The organism is Mycobacterium sp. NGS19 (genome assembly GCF_059813155.1).
Window position 1 is genome coordinate 57,642 of sequence record NZ_JCALEB010000003.1, and the last position, 20,300, is coordinate 77,941.

A 20,300-nucleotide genomic window follows, 5' to 3' on the forward strand; every position below is an offset into this window, starting at 1 on the left:
GGTGCATGGTGGACTCATGCGAGCGTCCCGGGCGGTGCAGGCGATAGGAGCAGCGGTGATGGGAGCAGCGGCGCTCGTCGTCCCCGCGGTCGGCTCGCCCAGCGCCGAAAGCCATGTCGCGATGTGCCCGCGGGGCATGGTGCCCAATCCCAACGGCTACGGCTGCATTCCGCAGCTGGGACCGGGCGGCGCGTTCGTCGGCGCCCCGAGTCAGGAAGTGCTCACCCGCTGCGACGGCAACATCTACATCTGCGTGTGGCCGTACCCGGTTCCCTGATCCGCACCACGGAGCAGCCCGCGGGGCTCACCGCCGAACGGACTGCGCCAGTTGACGTTTCGCCGGCTCAGACGCCCAGCGAGCGTCCGATGATCTCCTTCATGATCTCGGTCGTACCGCCGTAGATCGTTTGCACCCGGGCATCCAGATACGCGCGCGCAATCGGGTACTCGCGCATGTAGCCATAGCCGCCGTGCAGCTGCAGGCACCGGTCGATCAGATGGACCTGCTTCTCGGTGGAGTACCACTTGGCCATCGCGGCCTGGTCGGCGGTCAGCTTCTCGTCGAGGTGCAGCCGGATGAACTCGTCGACCATGATCCGCACGACGGTTGCTTCGGTGGCCAGCTCGGCGAGCAGAAAGCGGCTGTTCTGGAAACTGCCGATCGGCTTGCCGAAAGCCTTGCGCTCCTTGGTGTATTGGAGAGTCGACTCGAGCACGGCTTCCATCGCCGCGGCCGCCATGATCGCGATCGAGATCCGCTCCTGGGGCAGGTTCTGCATCAAGTAGATGAAGCCTTTGCCTTCCTCACCGAGCAGGTTCTCGGCGGGCACCTTGACGTCGGTGAACGACAACTCGGCGGTGTCCTGGGCATCCAACCCGATCTTGTCCAGATGACGGCCGCGCTCGAAGCCTTCCATCCCGCGCTCGACGACCAGCAGCGAGAAACCCTGCGCACCCTTCTCCGGATCGGTCTGCGCGACGACGATCACCAGGTCGGAGTTGATGCCGTTGGTGATGAAGGTCTTTGCCCCGTTGAGGATGTAGTGGTCACCTTCTTTGACCGCGCGGGTCTTGATGCCCTGCAGGTCGCTGCCGGTGCCCGGCTCGGTCATCGCGATCGCGGTGATCAGCTCGCCGGTACAGAACTTCGGCAGCCAGCGTTGCTTCTGTTCTTCGTTGGCCAGCCTCAGCAGATACGGGGCCACCACGTCGTTGTGCAGCCCGAAGCCGATTCCGCTGTAGCGGCCCTTGGTCGTCTCCTCGGTGATGACCGTGTTGTACCGGAAGTCGGCGTTGCCGCCGCCGCCGTATTCCTCGGGCACCGCCATTCCCAGAAAGCCCTGCTTGCCGGCCTCCAGCCAGACGCCGCGGTCGACGATCTTGTCCTTCTCCCACTGCTCGTGGTACGGCGCGACGTGGCGTTCCAAGAAGGAGCGATACGACTCGCGGAACAGCTCGTGCTCGGGCTCGAAAAGGGTGCGCTGGTATCTGACGACATTGCCCACGGGGTGACCTCCGGTATCGGGAACCTGCGCCCAAAGATATACCAACCGGATGGTTGGTTTGGCCCCGGCCACGCGGCCTACAGTGAGGCCGTGGCCGAGATCATCCGCGTCCAGGAGCGTGGGCGGATCCTCGAGTTCGCGTTCGACGACCTGATGCGCTACCACGGCCCCGGCTCCCCCGGCGGTGTGGCCAACGCATTCAAAGTTCTGCAGCGCGCGTTCGAGGTGCTCTCGCCCGACGCGCCGCCGCCGCGCCGCGAGGTGGTGGTGCGCACCGCGTTCCGCGGGCCGGGGGCACGCGACGGGATCGAGGCGGTGACGCGGGCAGTCAGCGACGGTCGCTACGTCGTGGATCCCGCGTTGTCACGTCGCGACCTCGGACGGCTGCGGGAGAGTTTTGTCTTCGAAGTCCGCATCGGCGACCGTTCAGTGACGCTGGTGCTGCGCGACGGCTTCGTCACTGAAGAATTCATCGACCTGGCCCAGAACGACGCTCGCACAGAGGCGCAGGAGGCACGGCTGGACGTGTTGAAAGCCGAACTGGCGCAACGCATTATGGCCGCAGGCGCAGCCGACGTGTACGAAATCGCATAGGCGCCGACGCTAGCTCGACACGAATTCGCGCAGGCTCGCCGCCAAGGCCACCGGAACCCGCGCTTTGATCCGGGTGCCGTCGGCGTTGTGTTCGGACTCCTGCACGCGGCCGTCGGCATGGACGCGGGCCACCAAATCGCCGCGGTGATAAGGAATCACGACGTCGATCGCGGTGTCGGTGGGTACGGCGAGCTCGGCCATCCGGGCCCGCAGGTGGTCCAGCCCCTCGCCGGTTCGAGCGGAGACGAACACCGCGCCGGGCAGCGCGCGTCGCAACTTGGCGAGCATGAGATCACCGGCGGCATCAATCTTGTTCACTACCAACAGTTCCGGTGCGGCATGGGCGTCGTGTTCGATCATCACCTCGCGGATCACCGCGCGCACCGCGTTGATCTGTGCCAGCGGATTGGCGTCCGACCCGTCGACCACATGCACCAACAGGTCCGCGTCGACGACCTCTTCCAGAGTCGAGCGGAACGCCTCGACCAGCTGCGTGGGCAGATGCCTGACGAACCCGACGGTGTCTGTGATGACGAACGGCCGCCCGTCGTCGAATTCTCCTCGGCGCGTGGTCGGTTCGAGGGTGGCGAACAAGGCGTCCTGGACCAGCACGCCGGCGCCGGTGAGTGCGTTGAGCACACTCGACTTGCCCGCGTTGGTGTACCCGACGATCGCGATCGACGGCACGTCGCTGCGCAACCGTCGGCCGCGCTGGGTGTCGCGGGCCTGCTTCATGCCTTTGATCTCGCGGCGCAGCCTGGCCATTCGCTCACGGATCCGGCGGCGGTCTGTTTCGATCTTCGTTTCACCGGGGCCACGCAGACCCACACCGCCGGTACTGCCGCCTGCGCGGCCGCCGGCCTGACGTGACATCGACTCGCCCCAGCCGCGCAGACGCGGCAGCATGTATTCCATCTGCGCCAGCGACACCTGCGCCTTACCCTCCCGGCTGGTGGCGTGCTGCGCGAAGATGTCGAGGATCAGCGCGGTGCGGTCGATCACCTTCACCTTCACGGCTTTCTCCAGCGCCGTCAGCTGTGCCGGACTCAGCTCGCCATCGCAAATCACGGTGTCGGCGCCGGTGGCGAGCACGATCTCGCGCAGCTCGTTGGCCTTGCCGGAGCCGATGTAGGTCGACGCGTCGGGCTTGTCGCGGCGCTGGATCACGCCCTCGAGCACCTGCGAGCCCGCCGTTTCAGCCAGCGCCGCCAACTCGGCCAGGCTGGCCTGGGCGTCGGCCGCACTGCCTTCGGTCCACACGCCGACCAGCACCACGCGTTCAAGCCGCAGCTGGCGGTACTCGACCTCGGAGACGTCGGCAAGTTCGGTCGACAGCCCGGACACGCGGCGCAGGGCGGACCGGTCTTCGAGGGCCAGTTCGCCGATGCTGGGTGTGTCGTCTACAGGAAATTCTGGATCAGTCATAAGCAATAAGACATGGTGCCCGCCGGATCTGCGGCGCGCACCTGATTTAACACCGCTGCGCCTGCCACCATTCCTCCGAGATTTCCCCGCCGGCGACCAGTACCGACGGACCGCGCAGGTAGCTGGTCGCCGCGGTCACGGTGACGAGCACCTCGCCGCCCGGGACACGAACCGTCAGTGAGCCCGTGGACGCGCCGTCGTGCGCCAGTGCCGCCACCGCGGCGGCGACGGTTCCGGTTCCGCACGAACGGGTCTCGCCGACTCCCCGTTCATGCACCCGCATCGACACCGCACCGCCGACCGGCGCCGTCAGCACCTCGACGTTCACGCCGTCGGGAAATTGATTGCGGTCGAACACTACCGGCGCCGCAACGTCCAAGGCGCGTAGCTCGTCGTCGGTCAATTCCGCATCGACGCACGCCAGATGCGGATTGCCGACGTCGACGGCCAGCCCGCTGAGGCGACGGCCGCCGATGACCGCCTCGCCGGTGCCAAGCTGGTTGGCTTTGCCCATTTCGACGGTGACGTCGGCGAAGGTGTGGTCGACGCGGTGTACCTGCACTGGCCGCGGACCCGCCAGCGAGCCGACGACGAACTCGTCGCGCGCCTCCAGCCCGCTGGCGCGCAGGTAATGGGCGAACACGCGCACGCCGTTGCCGCACATTTCGGCAACCGACCCGTCCGCATTGCGGTAGTCCATGAACCAGTCCTGCGGCTGCACGCCTTCGGGCACCCGCGGAATTGCTCCGCAAGCCGCCGCGGCGCCGGCGGTGGTCACCCGCAGCACCCCGTCGGCACCGAGCCCGCGGCGACGGTCGCACAAGGCGACCACCAGATCCGGAGTCAGTGGCAGCTTTGCCTCGATGTCGGGCAACAGCACGAAGTCGTTCTGGGTGCCGTGGCCCTTGGCGAAGATCATGTGCGCCGCCCTCCCCCGTACGCGGGTGGTAGCCCCACGATCCCGGCTGCGCCGGCATCACAGTCGTCGGGACGCATCACCTGCCCAGGATACGTGCCGCCATGCCCGCACCACGGCCTCTGCATTGCCCGGATCGGCGCCGTCGAGCCACTGGATGCGGTGGTCGCGGCGGAACCACGAGCGCTGGCGGCGCACATAGCGGCGGGTGGCGACGAACGTCGGTTCACGCGCGGCGCTGCCGTCGCCCCCGCGGCCGAGCTCGGCGATCACCTGCGCATAGCCGAGCGCCCGTGACGCCGTCACGCCGTCCCGCAGACCCCTGCCTAGCAGCGTGACGACCTCGTCGACCAGCCCGTCGGCGAACATCTGCTCGGTGCGCTTGGCTAGACGCTCATCGAGTTCGGCTGTGTCCCAATCCAACCCGATGATCACGGTGTTCCAGCGCGGAGTTCCGATGGTCGGCGCCGACGCCGCGAACGGCCGCCCGGTCAGTTCCACCACTTCCAGCGCCCGCACGATCCGCCGCCCGTCGGACGGCAGGATCGACGCCGCTGCGGCCGGGTCGACCTGCGCCAGTTCGCGATGCAGCCGCTCGACGCCAATCTCCGCCAGCCGCTGCTCCCAGCGACCGCGGACCACAGGGTCGGTGGCGGGGAAGGCCCAGTCGTCCAGCAGCGACTGCACGTAGAGCATCGATCCGCCGACGATCACGGGCACCCCGCCGCGGGCCAGGATCGCCTCGACGTCGGCGGCTGCGCCGCGCTGGTAGTTGGCGACGGTCGCGGTTTGGGTGACGTCGAGGACGTCGAGCTGGTGGTGCGGGATGCCGCGGCGCTGCTGAGGCGCCAGCTTCGCGGTGCCGATGTCCATGCCGCGGTAGAGCTGCATCGCGTCGGCATTGACGATCTCGCCACCCACAGCCTCTGCGACGTCGAGCGCCAGCTGCGACTTGCCGGTGCCAGTCGGGCCGATGATCGCGATCGGCCGGCTCATGGCACCCACACGCCTACGAAGTAGCCCACTCCGAACGGCGCGCCCCGGTACAGCTCCTTGGCCGATCGCGGGCGGTCGCCGGCCAAACCGGCCAGCACCTGCCAGGCCACCCGGCCGGGAATCGACGGCGGCACCTGGGCCAACGCCCCGACGTCGCCCGCCGCGAGGGCGTCGTCGAGCGCCCTTTGCACCTCGACAGAGGCGGGGTCGTAGCCGCCGGGGGCTCGTTCGGTCAGGGTGTTGGCGCCGTCGGCGACGACGAGCACGCCCACCGGCTCGGCGCCCCGGTCGACGACGTCGCGCAGTTCCCGCCCGCGGCGCAGGGCGTCGTCGGCGGTGTGGCCGGCGTTGAACACCCGCACCTCGGCGTGCGCGTCGGGGCTCGACTCGCCGCGCGCCCAGGCCGTCATCAACGCGGCCAACGGCAGCTGCCCGACGTCGGCGGCAGTGGGCGACAGCCCGACACGCACGTCGACGCCGTACCCGGCGAAGGTGCCGGCTTCATGCGGTCCGATCACTTGATCGGCCGGACCCACGCCGACGGCCAGCCAGCGCGGTGGCAGCGCGCCGGCCGCTGCGAACACCGCACGGCGCAGGTCGACGAGCTCGGCGGCCGCCGCACCGGCTAGCTGCGGCACCAGCACAGGTGCCGACGGGACGATCGCGACGGCGCTCAGCACGGCTTCACGGTATGCGCTGCGCGACGGCGGCGTGGTCCGCCGAATCAGAGGCCAGCGCTTCGCCGCGAGCGAGCGCGACGATCGCAGCGACCATCGCCACGACGGCCACCGCCAGAGCGAACCACCCGATGTCGTTGGTCTCGAGCGTTTCGCCGAGCACGACGATGCCGAGCACGGAGGCGACGACGGGCTCTACCACGGTCATCGCGGGCAGCGACGCGGTCATGGTTCCCGCCCGGAAGGCCGACTGCTGCCACGCTGTTCCGGCGAGGGCGACCACCACCCATGCGTAGAGCTCGGGACTGCGCAGCAGCGGCAGAATGCCGTCGTCGAGTTGGTCGACGACGCCCTTGGTGAGCACGGCGAACACACCCCACAGCGATCCGGACACCAGCGCCAGCAGCACCGCGGCCACCGAGCCGGACCAGATCCGTGCGCCGATCACACACAGCAGCAGCGCAGGCCCGAGGACCGCCGCGACCACCGACCAGGTTTCCAGCGATGCCCGCGACTGCCCGGCCTGCGGATTGCCGACGGTGACGATCACTGCGACGCTGCCCGCGAGGATCACCGCCCAGAGCCATTCCCAGCGGGTGACCTGGTGACTGGCGAGTTTGGCACTCATCGGCAGAGCGAACAGCAGCGAGCTCACGATCAGCGCCTGCACCAGCAGCACCGAGCCGAAAGCCAGTGCGGCGGCTTGAAACCCGAAGCCTGCGGCGGCCACCAGACTGCCGGCCCACCACTGCCGGTCGCGCAGCAGGCGGGCGAACAGCTCGACGTGGCCGACCGGCTCGTCGGTGATTTGGTGCGCCGAGCGCTGGTGGATGACGTCGCCGATCGCGATGAACAGGGCCGCGCCCAGCGCGAGCAGGGCGGCGATGTCGGCCTTGGCCATCAGCGCTCCTTTGCAGGTAGCGGAACGTGGGGGCGCACACCACATCGACCTGCTTGAATAGCGGAGGTCGAGGCGTTCGCGGTTTCGACGATAGCTACCAGGCGCCGCGCTGCGCGGCAGGTGTGCGGGCTGCGACCCGCGAGAGGTGTACGAGATGACGGAAAGCGATGCCGCCCACCCGGAGGCGCAGGACTCCCGGCCTTCCGCTGTACCGAGGCCGGTTCCACGACCGGGGCCGGTCCGTCCGGCCGCTCGGCCGGGTGCGTCGGCCGGCAGCGATCCGCATCGGTTCGGGCGGGTGGATCCCGACGGCACCGTCTGGCTGATCACCTCCGCGGGTGAGCGGGTGATCGGGGCTTGGCAGGCCGGTGATCCGGAGGCGGCCTACGCCCATTTCGGGCGCCGCTACGACGACCTCAAGACGGAGATCGAACTACTGGAGCGGCGGCTGGCCTCAGGCACCAGCGACGCCCGCAAGATCCGGTCGTCGGCGGCCAGCCTCGAAGAAGGGCTGGCGACGGCGGCGGTGTTGGGTGACGTCGACGCGCTGGCCGCGCGGCTGCGGACGATCCGCGAGCGCGCCGACGAAGCTGCGCAGGCCGAGAAAGCGCGGCGCGACGAGCACCGCGCCGAGCAGATCGCCCGCAAAGAGGCGCTGGTCGCGGAGGCCGAAGAACTGGCGGCGAATTCGGTGCAGTGGAAGGCGGCCGGCGATCGGCTGCGGGCCATCCTCGAGGAGTGGCGGACCATCACCGGCGTCGACCGCAAGACCGACGACGCGCTGTGGAAGCGCTATTCGGCGGCGCGGGAGACGTTCAACCGCAGGCGCGGCTCGCATTTCGCCGAGCTGGACCGGGAGCGCGCCAGTGCGCGGCAAGCCAAGGAGCGGCTGTGCGAGCGCGCCGAGGAACTGGCCGATTCCACCGACTGGAATGCGACGGCCGCGGCGTTCCGTCAGCTGCTCGCCGAGTGGAAGGCCGCGGGCCGGGCGGCCAAAGAGGTCGACGACGCGCTGTGGAAGCGGTTCAAAGCGGCGCAGGACAAGTTCTTCTCCGCCCGCAACGCCGTGAGCGCCGAACGTGACGCCGAGTTGCGGGCGAATGCTGCCGCGAAGGAGCAACTGCTGGCGCGGGCCGAGAAACTCGACACCACCGATATCGCTGCCGCCCGGGCCGAGTTGCGCTCGATCGCCGAGAAATGGGACGCGATCGGCAAGGTGCCCCGCGATCGCGCGGCCGAACTCGAACGCCGGCTGCGCGCGGTGGAGAAGCGGGTTCGCGAGGCCTCGGCGCCGGACTCCATCGATCCGCAGGCGCAGGCTCGCGCGGAGCAATTCCGTGCTCGCGCAGAGCAATTCGAACAGCAAGCGCAGAAGGCGGAGGCGGCCGGCCGCACCGCCGAGGCCGAGGAGGCACGCGCGAACGCGCGGCAGTGGCGTGAGTGGGCGGAGACCGCCGAGGGGGCGCTGGGCAGACGCAGCCGCTAGGCGCCGCTACTTTTCGGAGTCGTCCTCGTCGTCGTCGAGGGTTTGCAGAAGGTCCTTGGACTGGCGTTCGGCGGCCGCCCGGCGGCGTGCCTCCTCGGCCGCGATGTGTACCGCGGTGCGGGTCCACACCACCCGTGCCCAGTGGAACGTCAGCAGAATCACCGCGATCCAGGCGATGATCAGCCCCACGCCCGGACCTGGATGGCCCGCGCCGGCCGTCTGCCGCGACCACACCGCCAGCATGCCGGCCGCGCTGGCCACCGCTGAGCCGGCGAGCGCAAGCCAGGCCAGCGCCCAGCGGCGGGTCAGCAGCGCGAGCATCGAGAACCCGACAGAGAACACCAACGCCAGCCAGCTGAACACCCGCTGCGGCAGCGCGATTGCGGCCTCCGCCGCGCGGGGACCACCGAGCAGCGCGTCGAAGCCGCGAGCGTGGCCGGTATGCGGCAGCACGAACGACAACAGCAAGACGAAGACCAGGATCGCGACCACCAAAGCCCGCGCGCCGGGCTCGATTTCGCCGGCCACCCGTCGCTCTGCGGCGTCGATGTCCTTCTTGAACGCCTCGAAGTCGTTGTTGCTCACCGTGACACCCCGATGCGCGGCAGCCCCAACCCGACGGTGCGCGGGCGCCGCCCGGCCTCGTGCGCGTCACCGGCGCGGGTGCGGCGGTGGGTGAGGACGGGCCCGTCGGCGATGAGGTGGTGCGGCGCCGCACCGGTGACGACGGTGGTGACGACGTCGCCTGGGCGGATGTCGCCGTCGGGCGCAAAGTGCACCAACCGGCCGTCGCGAGCCCGACCACTCATCCGCGACGTGCGGTCGTCTTTGCGGCCCTCCCCCGCAGCCACCAGAAGTTCCACCGTCGCGCCGACCTGGGCGCGGTTCTCCTCCAGCGAGATCCGTTCCTGCAGCGCTATCAGCCGCTGATACCGTTCTGCCACAACATCTTTGGGCACTTGACCGGGCATGTCCGCAGCCGGAGTGCCCGGCCGCTTGGAGTACTGGAAGGTGAACGCGCTGGCGAACCTGGCGCGCTCGACCACCTCGAGCGTGGCTGCGAAGTCATCTTCGGTTTCACCGGGAAACCCGACGATCAGGTCCGTGGTGATCGCGGCGTGCGGCATTGCGGCGCGCACACGGTCGATGATCCCGAGGTAACGCTCGGCGCGGTAGGACCTGCGCATCGCCTTCAGTACGCGGTCGGAGCCGGACTGCAGCGGCATGTGCAGGGCGGGGCAGACGTTCGGCGTCTCGGCCATCGCCTCGATCACGTCGTCGGTGAATTCGGCCGGATGCGGTGACGTGAAGCGGACCCGCTCGAGCCCGTCGACGTCGCCGCAGGCGCGCAGCAGCGACGCAAACGCGCCGCGTTCGCGCGCCAGCCGTGGGTCCGCGAACGACACGCCGTAGGCGTTGACGTTCTGGCCCAGCAGCGTGATTTCGAGCACGCCTTGGTCCACCAGCGAGCGAACCTCGGCGAGGATGTCGTCGGGGCTGCGGTCGACTTCCTTGCCGCGCAACGCAGGCACGATGCAGAACGTGCAGGTGTTGTTGCAGCCTACCGAGATGGAAACCCAGGCGGCATAGGCGGATTCGCGCGCCGCAGGCAGGTTCGACGGAAATTCCTGGAGCGCCTCGGCGATCTCCACCTGCGCGGTGCTGTTGTGCCGGGCGCGTTCCAGCAGCACTGGCAGTGAACCGATGTTGTGGGTGCCGAAGACCACGTCCACCCACGGGGCCCGGCTCAGCACCGCGTCGCGATCCTTCTGCGCCAGGCAGCCGCCCACCGCGATCTGCATTCCGGGGTCGCGGTGCTTGCGCGGGGCCAGGTGGCTGAGGTTTCCGTACAGCTTGTTGTCGGCGTTCTCGCGCACCGCGCACGTGTTGAACACCACCACGTCGGCGTCGGCGCCGTCGTCGGCTTTGACATATCCGGCCGACTCCAGCAGCCCGGCCAGGCGCTCGGAGTCGTGGACGTTCATCTGGCAGCCATAGGTGCGGACCTGGTAGGTCCGGGCCGCCTGCGATGACGTCGCCACCGTCTGAGTCACGTGCCCAATGGTACGGAGGGCCTCAAATCGCAATTCTGGTCACCGGGTCAAGCTGAGCATCCGCTGGGTATGGTCAGCCCCATGGCTGAGGGCGCGACACCGATGGTTTCGCTGCGCGGCGTCAACAAGCATTTCGGCGACCTGCACGTGCTCAAAGACATCGACCTCGACGTGCAGCGGGGCGAGGTGGTGGTGATCCTGGGCCCGTCGGGATCGGGCAAGTCGACGCTGTGCCGCACCATCAACCGGCTGGAACCCATCGACTCCGGCACGATCACCGTGGACGGCGTCCCGGTGCCTGCTGAGGGCCGGGCGCTGGCGCGGCTGCGGTCCGATGTCGGCATGGTGTTCCAGTCCTTCAACTTGTTCGCCCACAAGACGATCATCGACAACGTCATGCTCGCCCCGGTCAAGGTCCGCAAGGTCAAACGCGACCAGGCCCGCAAGGAGGCGTTGGAGCTGCTGGATCGTGTCGGCATCGCCAACCAGGCCGACAAGTACCCGGCGCAGCTGTCCGGCGGCCAGCAGCAGCGGGCGGCGATCGCCCGATCATTGGCCATGCATCCGAAGGTGATGCTGTTCGACGAACCGACGAGCGCGCTCGACCCCGAGATGATCGCCGAAGTGCTGGGCGTCATGACCGATCTGGCCTCTGACGGCATGACGATGGTGGTGGTGACCCACGAGATGGGATTCGCGAGGCGCGCTGCCAACCGGGTCGTGTTCATGGCCGACGGTGCGATCGTGGAAGCGGCAGAACCGGCGCAGTTCTTCGAATCTCCCGAGAGCGACCGTGCCAAGGACTTCCTCGGCAAGATCCTCGAGCACTGACATTGGAACGCCGCATGCGTCGACGACCGCTTCAGCTGGCCGCGCTTGTTGCGATGCTGATGTCGACGCTCATGATGTCCGGTTGCGGCACCGGTGGCCACAAGGTGACCGTCGGTGTGAAGTTCGACCAGCCGGGTCTGAGTCTGCGCAAACCCGACGGTTCGCTGAGCGGATTCGACATCGACGTAGCCAGGTACGTCGCAGAACACTTGGGCTACAAGCCGAATGAGATCGAATGGAAAGAAGCGCCGTCGGGCCAGCGGGAGACCTTGATCCAGAACGGCCAAGTCGACTACATCGTCGGCACCTATTCGATCACCGATGCGCGCAAGAAGAAGGTCGCGTTCGCGGGCCCGTACTTCCAGACCGGTCAAAGCCTGCTGGTGCGGTCGGACGAGACGGACATCGTCGGCCCGGAGTCGCTCCAGAACAACAAGAGGCTGTGTTCGGTAGCCGGTTCCACACCGGCGCAACGGATCAAGGACAAGTATCCGGGCGTGCAGCTGCAGCGCTATGACACCTACTCGCTGTGCGTGGAGGCGCTCAAGAACCGGGCCGTCGACGCCGTCACCACCGACGGGGTCATCCTCGCCGGCTACGTGCAGCAGAATCCCGGCGTGCTCAAGCTGACCGGGAAACCGTTCTCGACGGAGCTCTACGGCATCGGGGTGGCCAAGGACAACGACGAACTGCGTACGCAGATCAATGATGCGCTGCAGAAGATGATCGACACCGGGCAGTGGCAGAAGTTCTTCGAGGAGAATCTCGGCGCGTCGGGCTATACGCCTCCTCCGCCGCCGAAGATCGACCGATATGTGGCGCGCCCGGCGGCCGAGGCCGGCTCGCAGGTCTTGTCGCAGTATCGCAGCCAGATCATCGACGCCTTCTGGACCACGATCAAACTCGCTCTCTACTCGGCGATTGGTGCGCTGGTGCTCGGCACAATGCTTGCCGCGATGCGCCTTTCGCCGGTGCCGATACTGCGGTGGCTGGGCGCGGCGTACGTCACCATCCTGCGCAACACGCCGCTGACGTTGATTCTGTTGTTCTGCTCGTTCGGTTTGGCACAAACCCTCGGAATCACACTCGCCTCGGGGAAGTCGCCAACCTTTATCGAAGACAGTAACTTTCGGCTGGCCGTGCTGGGGTTGGCGATCTACACCGCCGCCTTCGTGTGCGAGTCGGTCCGCGCCGGGGTGAACACCGTACCGCTCGGACAGGCCGAGGCGGCGCGTTCGCTGGGGCTGACGTTCAGTCAGAACTTGCGAATAGTCCTGCTGCCGCAGGCCTTTCGGGCGGTGATCGCGCCGCTGGGGTCGGTCCTCATCGCGCTCATCAAGAACACCACGATCGCCTCGGCGATCGGTGTAGCCGAGGCGGCGCTGCTGATGAAAGACATGATCGAGAACACCGCCGCACTGCTTGCCGTCGGCGCGATCTTCGCAGCCGGCTTCGTGGTGTTGACATTGCCGCTGGGTGTGGTCTTCACGTATCTCGGACGACGGTTGGCGGTAGCGAGGTGAGCGAATCGACAGTGCTCTACGACGTGCCAGGGCCTCGCGCGGTGGCACGCAACCGGATCGTCTCCGTGGTCATCGTGGTGGCGCTGGCAGCAGCGATGTGGGTGGTGATAGCCCGGCTCGACGCGAAAGATCAACTGAGCGCCCAGAAGTGGCGACCTTTCACGACGTCGAATCTGTGGCAGACCTACATCCTGCCCGGCGTCCAAGGCACGTTGACAGCGGCGGCGATATCCATCGTGCTCGCGTTTGCGTTGGGCGTGGTGCTGGGAGTGGGCCGGTTGTCGACATCGCGGGCGATCCGGTGGATGTCCGGCACGGTCGTCGAGTTCTTCCGCGCGGTGCCGGTACTGATCATGATGATCTTCGCGTACTTCCTGTATGCGCTGTACGACGTATTCCCGTCCAAGCAGTTGGCGTTGGCCGGTGTGGTGACAGGGTTGACGTTGTACAACGGCGCGGTGATCGCCGAGATCGTGCGCGCCGGGGTCAATGCGCTGCCCCGGGGCCAGTCCGAGGCCGCGTTGGCGCTCGGTCTACGTCCCAGCCAGACGATGCGGTTGATCCTGCTGCCGCAGGCGATCACGGCGATGCTGCCCGCGCTGGTTTCGCAATTGGTGGTGGTGCTCAAGGACACGGCCATCGGCTACCAGATCACATTTCTGGAGATGGTCCGCCAGGGCACCTTGATCGGTGCGCAGTACAGCAACTATGTGCCCGCTCTGGTGGTGATCGCTGTCCTGATGATCATGGCGAACGTGACGTTGTCATGGCTTGCCGGCCGGCTGGAGGCTAGGCTGCGTCGTCGTAGCCGTACCGCTGCGGCGACGGCGCCAGTCACACGAACGGCCGAAATGGACACGGCTGGAGCGTAGAGCTGCAGGGGGAAGTTCTTGGGAGACAAGCTGCTCAGCCGCCGCCGCCTGCTGATACTTGGCGCCCTCGTGCTCGCGGTCATCGCCACCGTGGTGATCCTCGTGGTGAGGCAGCCGAGTGCAGACAAGATCACCATCGGCGTGAAGTACGACCAACCGGGTTTGTCGCTGAGAAAGCCGGACGGCTCGATGAGCGGTTTCGACGTGGATGTGGCGAGATATGTGGCCGGGCAGCTCGGATACCAGGATGACCGGATCGAGTGGAAGGAGGCGCGGCCGGCAGACCGCGAACAGCTGATCGAGCAGGGCGAGGTCGACTACGTCGTGGGCACGTATTCGATCACGCCAGAGCGTAAGCAGAAGATCGGCTTCGCCGGACCCTATTTCCAGTCGGGGCAAAGCCTGTTGGTGCGTGCGGACAACAACTACATCGTCGGCCCAGAGTCGTTGACTGGCAACCGGATAGTGTGCTCGGTGCCGGATTCCACATCGGCGCAGCGGATCAAGCAGAAGTATCCGGATGTGCAGTTGCGGTTGTATGACACGTACTCGGCGTGCGTGCAGGCGTTGAAGGACGGCATGGTAGAGGCGGTGACCACGGACGCGGTGATCCTGGCCGGCTACGCCGCACAGGATCCCGGCACGATGAAGCTTGTGGGGCAGCCGTTTTCGCTGGAACTGTACGGAATCGGACTGGCGAAGGACAACAATGATCTTCGGGTGAAGATCAATGGTGCGCTGCAGAAGATGATCGACAGCGGCGCATGGCAGGCGGCGTTCGACAAGAACCTGGGGCCGTCCGGCTACAAGGCGCCGCCGCCGCCGCGAATCGACCGGTATTGAGATTTGCCCCTGCGCCGAGTGTGAGGTTGTTCCACGCTTTTCATGATGAGGCGTGGATCAACCCGACACTCGGCGCAGCAGCGCCCGGCTCAGCCGTCGTCGCGGCCAACCGCGCGCACCGTCGGACATCAGCGCCGCACGAGCGGCATTGCGGCCGCACACACCGTGCACTCCCCCGCCCGGGGTAGCGCCCGCACTGCCGAGAAAGACGTTTTCGACCGGTGTCTCGGCTCGGCCGAATCCAGGGGCAGGCCGAAAGATCAACTGTTGGTACAGCTGAGACGTTCCACCGTTGACCGCTCCGCCGTGCAAGTTGGCGTCGCTGGCCTCGAGGTCGGAAGGCCGCTGAGTGACTTTGCCGACGACGTGCTCGCTGAACCCGGGCGCGTGTTCTTCGAGCACTTCGTCGACAGCCTGCGACAGTCGGTCGGCGGACGCGTCGTCGAATACGCCGCGAGGCAAATGCGTGTAAGCCCAAGCACTTTCAGTGCCTGCTGGTGAGCGGGTGTGATCGGCGGTGGTCATCTGCCCGAACAACATGAACGGGCGCTGTGGAACGGTGGCGGTGTTCAAGTCGGCCATCCACCGCACCAGCCCGTCATGGTTGGCACCGAGGTGTACCGTGCCCGCTTCGGTCAAGGCCTTGGACCGCCATGGGATCGCAGAGTCCAACGCATAGTTGATCTTCAAAACCGGTGTGTCCCAAATGAATCGGCTCATACCGCGAGACACCACGTCGGGGATCACATCGGCAGGGAGCAGTTCGCACAAGAGCCGCGGCGCAGACGTGTCAGCGATCACGGCCCGGCGCACCTGCACGGTCGTGCCGTCGGCGACGCGCACTCCGACGGCGCGGCCGCCGCGCACGTCGATCCCGACGACCTCGCGGCCGCACTGGATCTGCGCGCCGGCGGAGGTAGCCCTGTTGACCAGCGCCGCCGCCAGCTGACCGGCACCGCCGACGGGTACCGGCCAGCCACCGTCTTGGGCCATCATGATCAGCAGGTACCCCATCACCCCGCTACCGGGAGCGTCGATCGGCACATCGGCGTGCATTGCGTTTCCCAACAGCAAAAGCCGGGCCGCCTCGCCGCCGAAGAGCTGCTCAGCCATCACACCGGCGGGCAGCATGAGCATGTGGGCCAAATCGAGAGCGCCGGATGCGCCGAGCTTGCGTAAGAGCGCAGTTGCACCGCGAATCGGGGGGAACGGCGCAAACAGAGTTGCCAGCAGGCCGTCCTTGATGTCTTGCCACTGCTCGAACAACTCGGCCCACCGCTGCCCGTCGCCAGGATGGCGTCGGTCGAGTTCGGCCACGGTGCGGTGCAGGTCTCGGTAGATCAGCGGCGCATCCTCGTCATCAGCCGAGCTTGGATGTCCGACGACGGCTGGGGCATGAGTCCAGCGCAGCCCATGCTCTTCGAGGTTCAGCGCCTGCAGCGCCGGCGACACCACCGACAGCGGGTAGAACGCGCTGTACAAGTCGCTAATGTATCCCGGGAACAGTTCGGCGCTTTTGACCGCGCCGCCCGGTGCGGGTTGTGCTTCGAGCACGAGCACATCCCAGCCGGCATCGGCAAGCATCGCGGCAGCCACCAGCCCGTTGTGGCCGGCGCCGATGACGACCGCGTCAGCCGTTCGGCTGCTCACTGAGGCTCACTGCGGCGTTCGGCCAGAGCAGCCAGCCTGCGCAGGCATTCCTTGTTTCTGGGCCATGCCGCAGCCAGCGCCAGTCGGCGCGGCACCCAACTGAGCGGACCGCCGACAGGGACCTCAGCCATGTCGATCCGACATCCGTCTTCATTATCGAAGAGCCGCAACGTTATTCGCGCCCCGCCGAACGGCCTGCCCTTTGCGAGGAGAACGATCTCTTCCTCCGGTTTGCACGACTCGACCTCGGTCTCATCGTTCAGCACCACCGGCCAAATGCCGATCGTATGGTGAATCTTGCTGCCCGGGGCGGGCCAGCGAGGATCGACTGCCCGCATCCTGGTGTTGCCGACCACCCATTGCGAATACGTCCAGCCGTCCGCGATCACCTCCCAGACCCGCTGACGCGTTGCCGTCGTGTCCCGCGTCGCGGTCAGTGGGCTGTCGGCTTCTTTCGGCGATGTCATTCCGCGTCCTTTCAGTGGCTTCCTGTTCGGGTGAGGATCAACCGGTTCGCAGCCGACTTCACCGAGTCGGGCAAGAACCAGTTAGTGACGCCTACAGCTTTCGAAATACATGACCCGCCAATGACCTTCCGATCGCCGCGCATCATCGCGGCGTAGCCCTGCTCGGCCACTCGGCATGGGTCTTCTTTGGGCATACGGCCGAGCAAGGTGTCGGCCATACCAGCGCGCGCGAAGAAGCGGGTCGCGGTAGGGCCAGGCATCAACGCGGTGACGCTGACTCCGGTGCCGCGCAACTCGTCGTGAAGAGCCAGGGCAAACGACTGGACGAACGATTTCGACGCGTTGTAGATCGACTGATCCCATCCGGGCATTCCCGCCACGATCGACGAGGTGAACAACGCCCTGCCGGCTCGGCGAGCAGCCATGTCTTTGATCACCAGCTTGGCCAGATGGACCGTGGAGCGCACGTTCAGCGCGACGATCGCGAGGTCGTCCTCCAGACTCCCCTCGAGAAAAGGCCCGGCCCGACCGATACCGGCGTTGAGCACCGCCGCGTCAAGCGGGCGCCCGTCTTCGGTGACCGCGCGGTAGAGACGTTCGACTCCCTCGGGATGGCGAAGATCCACCTGAACCGGCCGGGCACGCACGCCAGCGTCGGCAAGCTCGTCGGCTCGTGAGACCACGGCTGGCTCGTCAGCGGCCAGGACCAGGTCGTATCGATCTCTGGCGAAGCATCGGGCCAGTTCGTATCCGATCCCGCTCGAGGCGCCCGTCACCAATGCGAGGCGGTTTTCCATCTCGGCTGGCTACCCTGAGCCAGCCACGCCAAACGCCCCACCCAGCGTCTACGTCCGTCGCCGCTCCAGCTCCAGCGCCAGCTCGGTCTTGACGACGTCGAAGCACAGGGCTTCGCTGTAGCCGCGCCGCGCCAGCATTCCGACCAGCCGCCGCATGACCTTGGCTTGGTCGCCGTCGAGGTTCTCCCGGCGCAGCTTCGTGCGGACCAGCGTGACGGCCCTGTCATGCTCACTAGCCGCATCGAGCCGACCCAGCGCCGCCTCGATGACGTCATTGTCGAGACCCTTGGTCCGCAACTCGGCGGCCAACGCGCGCTTGCCTTTTGACGCGCTGGCTCCGCGTGACTGCACCCACTGCTCGGCAAACCCGGCGTCGTCAACCAGACCGACATCAGTCAACCGATCCAGCACCTTGGCGCTGACGTCGTCGGGATAGCCACGCTTCTTCAGCTGTGCGGCCAGCTCTGCCCTGGTGCGGGCCCGCGCGGTGAGCAGGCGCAGACACAGTGCCCGCGCCTGCTCCTCGCGCTTCTCAGAAGTCGACGGGGGCTGGCAGTACGTCATCGGTGATCACGGCGCCAATGCCGAGCTTCTCCTTGATCTTCTTCTCGATCTCGTTGGCCACGTCGACGTTTTGGAGCAAGAAGTTGCGGGCGTTCTCCTTGCCCTGGCCCAGCTGCTCGCCTTCGTAGGTGAACCACGAGCCGGACTTGCGGATGAAGCCCTGCTCCACCCCCATGTCGATCAGCGAGCCTTCGCGACTGATGCCCTTGCCATACAGGATGTCGAACTCGGCCTGTTTGAACGGCGGGCTGACTTTGTTCTTGACGACCTTGACGCGGGTGCGGTTGCCCACCGCGTCGGTGCCGTCTTTCAGTGTCTCAATTCGCCTGACATCCAAGCGAACTGAGGCGTAGAACTTCAATGCCTTTCCGCCCGTGGTTGTTTCGGGGCTGTTGTGCACCATCACCCCGTCGGCGAAGTAGTTGTGCGAGCCTTCGACCTCGATGTCGAAGCGGTTCATCGACCGAGTGCGCGGCTTGACGTGGACGTCGAGGACGCGCGCAGGTACCAGCCGCTCCGAGGGTTCGACGAACTGCGGCGTCACCGTGCCCTGTCCGCGGAAACGAGGCAGCAACTTGTACTCCATCGACGGCGCGATGTAAGGCGCCACCAACTCTTGGAATTTCGCTGTGGCCTCCGTGGAGAACACCAACACTGCCTTACCAGCCCTGCCCAGCTGACGGAGCCTGACATCGAGGCCATGGGTGTCACGAAGATAGTCCCGCAATCTCATTCGGGTACCTTCGCTCATCGCCTCAACGCAGATCTCGATGCGGCCACTGCCCCCAGCGGTGCGCTGCTGCACTCCTTTCGACCGCACAGTGAAAGAGCCGTCGTCCATGTACCAGATCGCCAACGCCAGCGGGGTGAGCGCCTTGAGGTACTCCTCGGAGAAGAACTTCTTGCCGTCTCCGAGATAGACCGCACGCTGCAATTCAGCTAGTTCCGGCAACGGAGTGAAGTCCACGAAGCGAGCGCCTTTGTCGTTCACTCTCATCGTGTGCTTGATATTGCCCAGTAGGGCGGTCTTCCACTGCAGGTAGTCCACTTGCTTGGCGCCATGTCCCAACCGGAACCGCACACCGTTGCGGTTGCGCCGGTTCGGTGAAAGGTTGCCGTCTCCCATGAGCGAACCGAGCACCACCTGGAACTGTTGCTCGCTGAGCAGATGCGGCTCGCTCGCCATCACACGATCGCCCGCGATGATGTCACCAGCCTCCGTCCAACCAGCCGGCGTGCGGATGAGGTGGTTAGGCGTCAGGGCGAACTGCGACTTGCCGTTTCCGCCGGACTTCTCGACGGTGAACTGCAAGAACCGCTCGGCGGGACCATTGTTGAACCAGTTCACGATCTTGCGGGGCACGATCCGGTCGGTGTCCGGGTCATAGGACAACACCTCGACGTCCATCTTCTGGTTGACGATCTTGCCGATCTTCTCGGTGGTGCCGTCGGCCAACTGGACGCGGGTGTCATAGGAACCGCACCCGAACATCACACCGATCTTTTCCCGCAGCTGGTTGATGAAGATCGCCGTCGTCCCCGAATTGCTCAGCGCGCCCGTGATCTTCCGCAGCGCCTGGCTCATCAACCGGGCCTGCAGACCGACGTGGCTGTCGCCCATTTCGCCTTCGATCTCCGCGCGCGGCACCAGCGCCGCCACCGAGTCGATCACGATGATGTCCAGCGCGCCGGAGCGGATCAGCATGTCGGCAATCTCCAGCGCCTGCTCGCCGGTGTCGGGCTGGCTCACCAACAGCGACTCGGTGTCCACACCGAGCTTCTTGGCGTATTCGGGGTCCAGCGCGTGCTCGGCGTCGATGAACGCCGCGATGCCGCCCTCCGCCTGGGCGTTGGCCACCGCGTGCAGAGCGACGGTGGTTTTACCCGAGGACTCGGGGCCGTAGATCTCGATGACCCGGCCTTTGGGCAGGCCTCCGATACCCAGCGCCACGTCGAGCGCGATCGAGCCTGTCGGGATCACCGAGATGGGTTGACGCACCTCGTCCCCCAGGCGCATCACCGAGCCTTTGCCATGGGCCTTCTCGATCTGGGCCAGCGCCAGTTCCAGCGCCTTGTCGCGGTCAGGAGCCTGCGTCATGAGTGATGCCTCTCTCACGTAGTGATGTTCGGTTGATCGAGGTCTCGATCAGTTGGTCGCGACGCTAGAGCAGACCACCGACAAGTCCCGTCCGCCGCACA

At 66.7% G+C, this 20,300-nt stretch carries 20 protein-coding genes and 1 pseudogene; 8 read left to right on the top strand and 13 right to left on the bottom strand.

Annotated features, from left to right (window positions below):
• The first annotated feature begins 16 nt into the window (after positions 1 to 16).
• Positions 17 to 277 carry a hypothetical protein gene (locus AC5Y4N_RS09990; RefSeq protein ID WP_499910466.1) on the top strand — a complete coding sequence of 87 codons (261 nt, stop codon included), beginning with the start codon at positions 17 to 19 and terminating at the stop codon, positions 275 to 277.
• A gap of 67 nt (positions 278 to 344) precedes the next feature.
• Here AC5Y4N_RS09990 and AC5Y4N_RS09995 read toward each other — a convergent pair whose 3' ends face one another.
• On the bottom strand, positions 345 to 1,505 hold the full coding sequence (locus tag AC5Y4N_RS09995; RefSeq protein WP_499910464.1) for an acyl-CoA dehydrogenase family protein: 1,161 nt from the start codon (positions 1,503 to 1,505) through the stop codon (positions 345 to 347).
• Positions 1,506 to 1,595: 90 nt separating this feature from the next.
• On the opposite strand from AC5Y4N_RS09995, the gene AC5Y4N_RS10000 reads away from it, so the two are divergent.
• Positions 1,596 to 2,099, top strand: a complete 504-nt coding sequence (locus AC5Y4N_RS10000) for a hypothetical protein (RefSeq protein ID WP_499910462.1) — start codon at positions 1,596 to 1,598, stop codon at positions 2,097 to 2,099.
• Positions 2,100 to 2,108: 9 nt separating this feature from the next.
• Here the strand turns inward: AC5Y4N_RS10000 and hflX are convergent, their stop codons facing one another.
• From hflX to AC5Y4N_RS10025, 5 genes are read right to left on the bottom strand one after another with little or no spacing between them, the layout of a single operon-like run.
• A complete protein-coding gene (gene hflX / locus AC5Y4N_RS10005; protein ID WP_499910460.1) occupies positions 2,109 to 3,524 on the bottom strand; it encodes a GTPase HflX in 1,416 nt (471 codons plus the stop codon).
• 46 nt (positions 3,525 to 3,570) lie between these two features.
• Complete coding sequence (gene dapF / locus AC5Y4N_RS10010) at positions 3,571 to 4,443, bottom strand: diaminopimelate epimerase (protein WP_499910456.1); 873 nt, start codon at positions 4,441 to 4,443, stop codon at positions 3,571 to 3,573.
• Positions 4,444 to 4,500: 57 nt separating this feature from the next.
• Positions 4,501 to 5,436, bottom strand: a complete 936-nt coding sequence (gene miaA, locus AC5Y4N_RS10015) for a tRNA (adenosine(37)-N6)-dimethylallyltransferase MiaA (protein ID WP_499910453.1) — start codon at positions 5,434 to 5,436, stop codon at positions 4,501 to 4,503.
• Positions 5,433 to 6,116, bottom strand: coding sequence for a class III extradiol ring-cleavage dioxygenase family protein (locus AC5Y4N_RS10020; protein ID WP_499910450.1), 684 nt, complete (start codon positions 6,114 to 6,116; stop codon positions 5,433 to 5,435). Before AC5Y4N_RS10020 ends, miaA begins: the two co-directional genes overlap by 4 nt.
• A 4-nt stretch (positions 6,117 to 6,120) precedes the next feature.
• Positions 6,121 to 7,014, bottom strand: coding sequence for a DMT family transporter (locus AC5Y4N_RS10025; RefSeq protein WP_499910448.1), 894 nt, complete (start codon positions 7,012 to 7,014; stop codon positions 6,121 to 6,123).
• A 154-nt stretch (positions 7,015 to 7,168) separates the two neighbouring features.
• Here AC5Y4N_RS10025 and AC5Y4N_RS10030 point away from each other — a divergent pair, with 154 nt between their 5' ends.
• On the top strand, positions 7,169 to 8,500 hold the full coding sequence (locus AC5Y4N_RS10030; RefSeq protein ID WP_499910446.1) for a DUF349 domain-containing protein: 1,332 nt from the start codon (positions 7,169 to 7,171) through the stop codon (positions 8,498 to 8,500).
• Positions 8,501 to 8,506: 6 nt separating this feature from the next.
• Here the strand turns inward: AC5Y4N_RS10030 and AC5Y4N_RS10035 are convergent, their stop codons facing one another.
• Positions 8,507 to 9,085 (bottom strand): Rv2732c family membrane protein, encoded by a 579-nt coding sequence (locus AC5Y4N_RS10035; RefSeq protein WP_499910444.1) that lies wholly within the window; start codon positions 9,083 to 9,085, stop codon positions 8,507 to 8,509.
• Entirely contained in the window at positions 9,082 to 10,563 is a 1,482-nt protein-coding gene (gene miaB, locus AC5Y4N_RS10040; RefSeq protein WP_499910639.1) for a tRNA (N6-isopentenyl adenosine(37)-C2)-methylthiotransferase MiaB, read from the bottom strand. Before miaB ends, AC5Y4N_RS10035 begins: the two co-directional genes overlap by 4 nt.
• A 93-nt stretch (positions 10,564 to 10,656) precedes the next feature.
• On the opposite strand from miaB, the gene AC5Y4N_RS10045 reads away from it, so the two are divergent.
• The 5 genes and pseudogenes from AC5Y4N_RS10045 to AC5Y4N_RS10065 all read left to right on the top strand — a co-directional run bounded on the left by AC5Y4N_RS10045 (position 10,657) and on the right by AC5Y4N_RS10065 (position 14,623).
• A complete protein-coding gene (locus tag AC5Y4N_RS10045) occupies positions 10,657 to 11,385 on the top strand; it encodes an amino acid ABC transporter ATP-binding protein (protein WP_499910637.1) in 729 nt (242 codons plus the stop codon).
• Positions 11,386 to 11,438: 53 nt separating this feature from the next.
• Positions 11,439 to 12,194: pseudogene (locus AC5Y4N_RS10050) on the top strand (glutamate ABC transporter substrate-binding protein); the annotation flags it as partial.
• A gap of 42 nt (positions 12,195 to 12,236) precedes the next feature.
• Positions 12,237 to 12,908, top strand: coding sequence for an amino acid ABC transporter permease (locus tag AC5Y4N_RS10055; protein ID WP_499910635.1), 672 nt, complete (start codon positions 12,237 to 12,239; stop codon positions 12,906 to 12,908).
• A complete protein-coding gene (locus tag AC5Y4N_RS10060) occupies positions 12,905 to 13,780 on the top strand; it encodes an amino acid ABC transporter permease (protein ID WP_499910441.1) in 876 nt (291 codons plus the stop codon). The genes AC5Y4N_RS10055 and AC5Y4N_RS10060 overlap by 4 nt, the downstream gene beginning before the upstream one ends.
• Before the next feature lie 69 nt (positions 13,781 to 13,849).
• Positions 13,850 to 14,623 carry a glutamate ABC transporter substrate-binding protein gene (locus tag AC5Y4N_RS10065; RefSeq protein ID WP_499910633.1) on the top strand — a complete coding sequence of 258 codons (774 nt, stop codon included), beginning with the start codon at positions 13,850 to 13,852 and terminating at the stop codon, positions 14,621 to 14,623.
• Between the two features lie 57 nt (positions 14,624 to 14,680).
• On the opposite strand, the gene AC5Y4N_RS10070 is transcribed toward AC5Y4N_RS10065, so the two are convergent.
• The 5 genes from AC5Y4N_RS10070 to recA are packed head-to-tail and all read right to left on the bottom strand — an operon-like array spanning position 14,681 to position 20,199.
• Positions 14,681 to 16,273, bottom strand: coding sequence for a phytoene desaturase family protein (locus AC5Y4N_RS10070; protein WP_499910439.1), 1,593 nt, complete (start codon positions 16,271 to 16,273; stop codon positions 14,681 to 14,683).
• Positions 16,270 to 16,740 (bottom strand): SRPBCC family protein, encoded by a 471-nt coding sequence (locus tag AC5Y4N_RS10075; protein ID WP_499910436.1) that lies wholly within the window; start codon positions 16,738 to 16,740, stop codon positions 16,270 to 16,272. The genes AC5Y4N_RS10070 and AC5Y4N_RS10075 overlap by 4 nt, the downstream gene beginning before the upstream one ends.
• Positions 16,741 to 16,751: 11 nt before the next feature.
• Positions 16,752 to 17,537: an SDR family NAD(P)-dependent oxidoreductase gene (locus AC5Y4N_RS10080; RefSeq protein ID WP_499910434.1), complete on the bottom strand. Its 786-nt coding sequence runs from the start codon at positions 17,535 to 17,537 to the stop codon at positions 16,752 to 16,754.
• Positions 17,538 to 17,585: 48 nt separating this feature from the next.
• Positions 17,586 to 18,101 carry a recombination regulator RecX gene (gene recX, locus AC5Y4N_RS10085; protein WP_499910431.1) on the bottom strand — a complete coding sequence of 172 codons (516 nt, stop codon included), beginning with the start codon at positions 18,099 to 18,101 and terminating at the stop codon, positions 17,586 to 17,588.
• Positions 18,070 to 20,199 carry an intein-containing recombinase RecA gene (recA, locus tag AC5Y4N_RS10090; RefSeq protein ID WP_499910428.1) on the bottom strand — a complete coding sequence of 710 codons (2,130 nt, stop codon included), beginning with the start codon at positions 20,197 to 20,199 and terminating at the stop codon, positions 18,070 to 18,072. The genes recX and recA overlap by 32 nt, the downstream gene beginning before the upstream one ends.
• Positions 20,200 to 20,300: the final 101 nt, after the last annotated feature.

Bases quoted from the DNA above. Each gene is read 5' to 3' on its own strand.
- AC5Y4N_RS10030 (WP_499910446.1), top strand. From the start codon at position 7,169: ATGACGGAAAGCGATGCCGCCCACCCGGAGGCGCAGGACTCCCGGCCT.
- AC5Y4N_RS09990 (WP_499910466.1), top strand. From the start codon at position 17: ATGCGAGCGTCCCGGGCGGTGCAGGCGATAGGAGCAGCGGTGATGGGA.
- hflX (WP_499910460.1), bottom strand. From the start codon at position 3,524: ATGACTGATCCAGAATTTCCTGTAGACGACACACCCAGCATCGGCGAA.
- AC5Y4N_RS10045 (WP_499910637.1), top strand. From the start codon at position 10,657: ATGGTTTCGCTGCGCGGCGTCAACAAGCATTTCGGCGACCTGCACGTG.
- AC5Y4N_RS10025 (WP_499910448.1), bottom strand. From the start codon at position 7,014: ATGGCCAAGGCCGACATCGCCGCCCTGCTCGCGCTGGGCGCGGCCCTG.
- AC5Y4N_RS10075 (WP_499910436.1), bottom strand. From the start codon at position 16,740: ATGACATCGCCGAAAGAAGCCGACAGCCCACTGACCGCGACGCGGGAC.
- AC5Y4N_RS10080 (WP_499910434.1), bottom strand. From the start codon at position 17,537: ATGGAAAACCGCCTCGCATTGGTGACGGGCGCCTCGAGCGGGATCGGA.
- dapF (WP_499910456.1), bottom strand. From the start codon at position 4,443: ATGATCTTCGCCAAGGGCCACGGCACCCAGAACGACTTCGTGCTGTTG.
- recA (WP_499910428.1), bottom strand. From the start codon at position 20,199: ATGACGCAGGCTCCTGACCGCGACAAGGCGCTGGAACTGGCGCTGGCC.
- recX (WP_499910431.1), bottom strand. From the start codon at position 18,101: ATGACGTACTGCCAGCCCCCGTCGACTTCTGAGAAGCGCGAGGAGCAG.
- miaA (WP_499910453.1), bottom strand. From the start codon at position 5,436: ATGAGCCGGCCGATCGCGATCATCGGCCCGACTGGCACCGGCAAGTCG.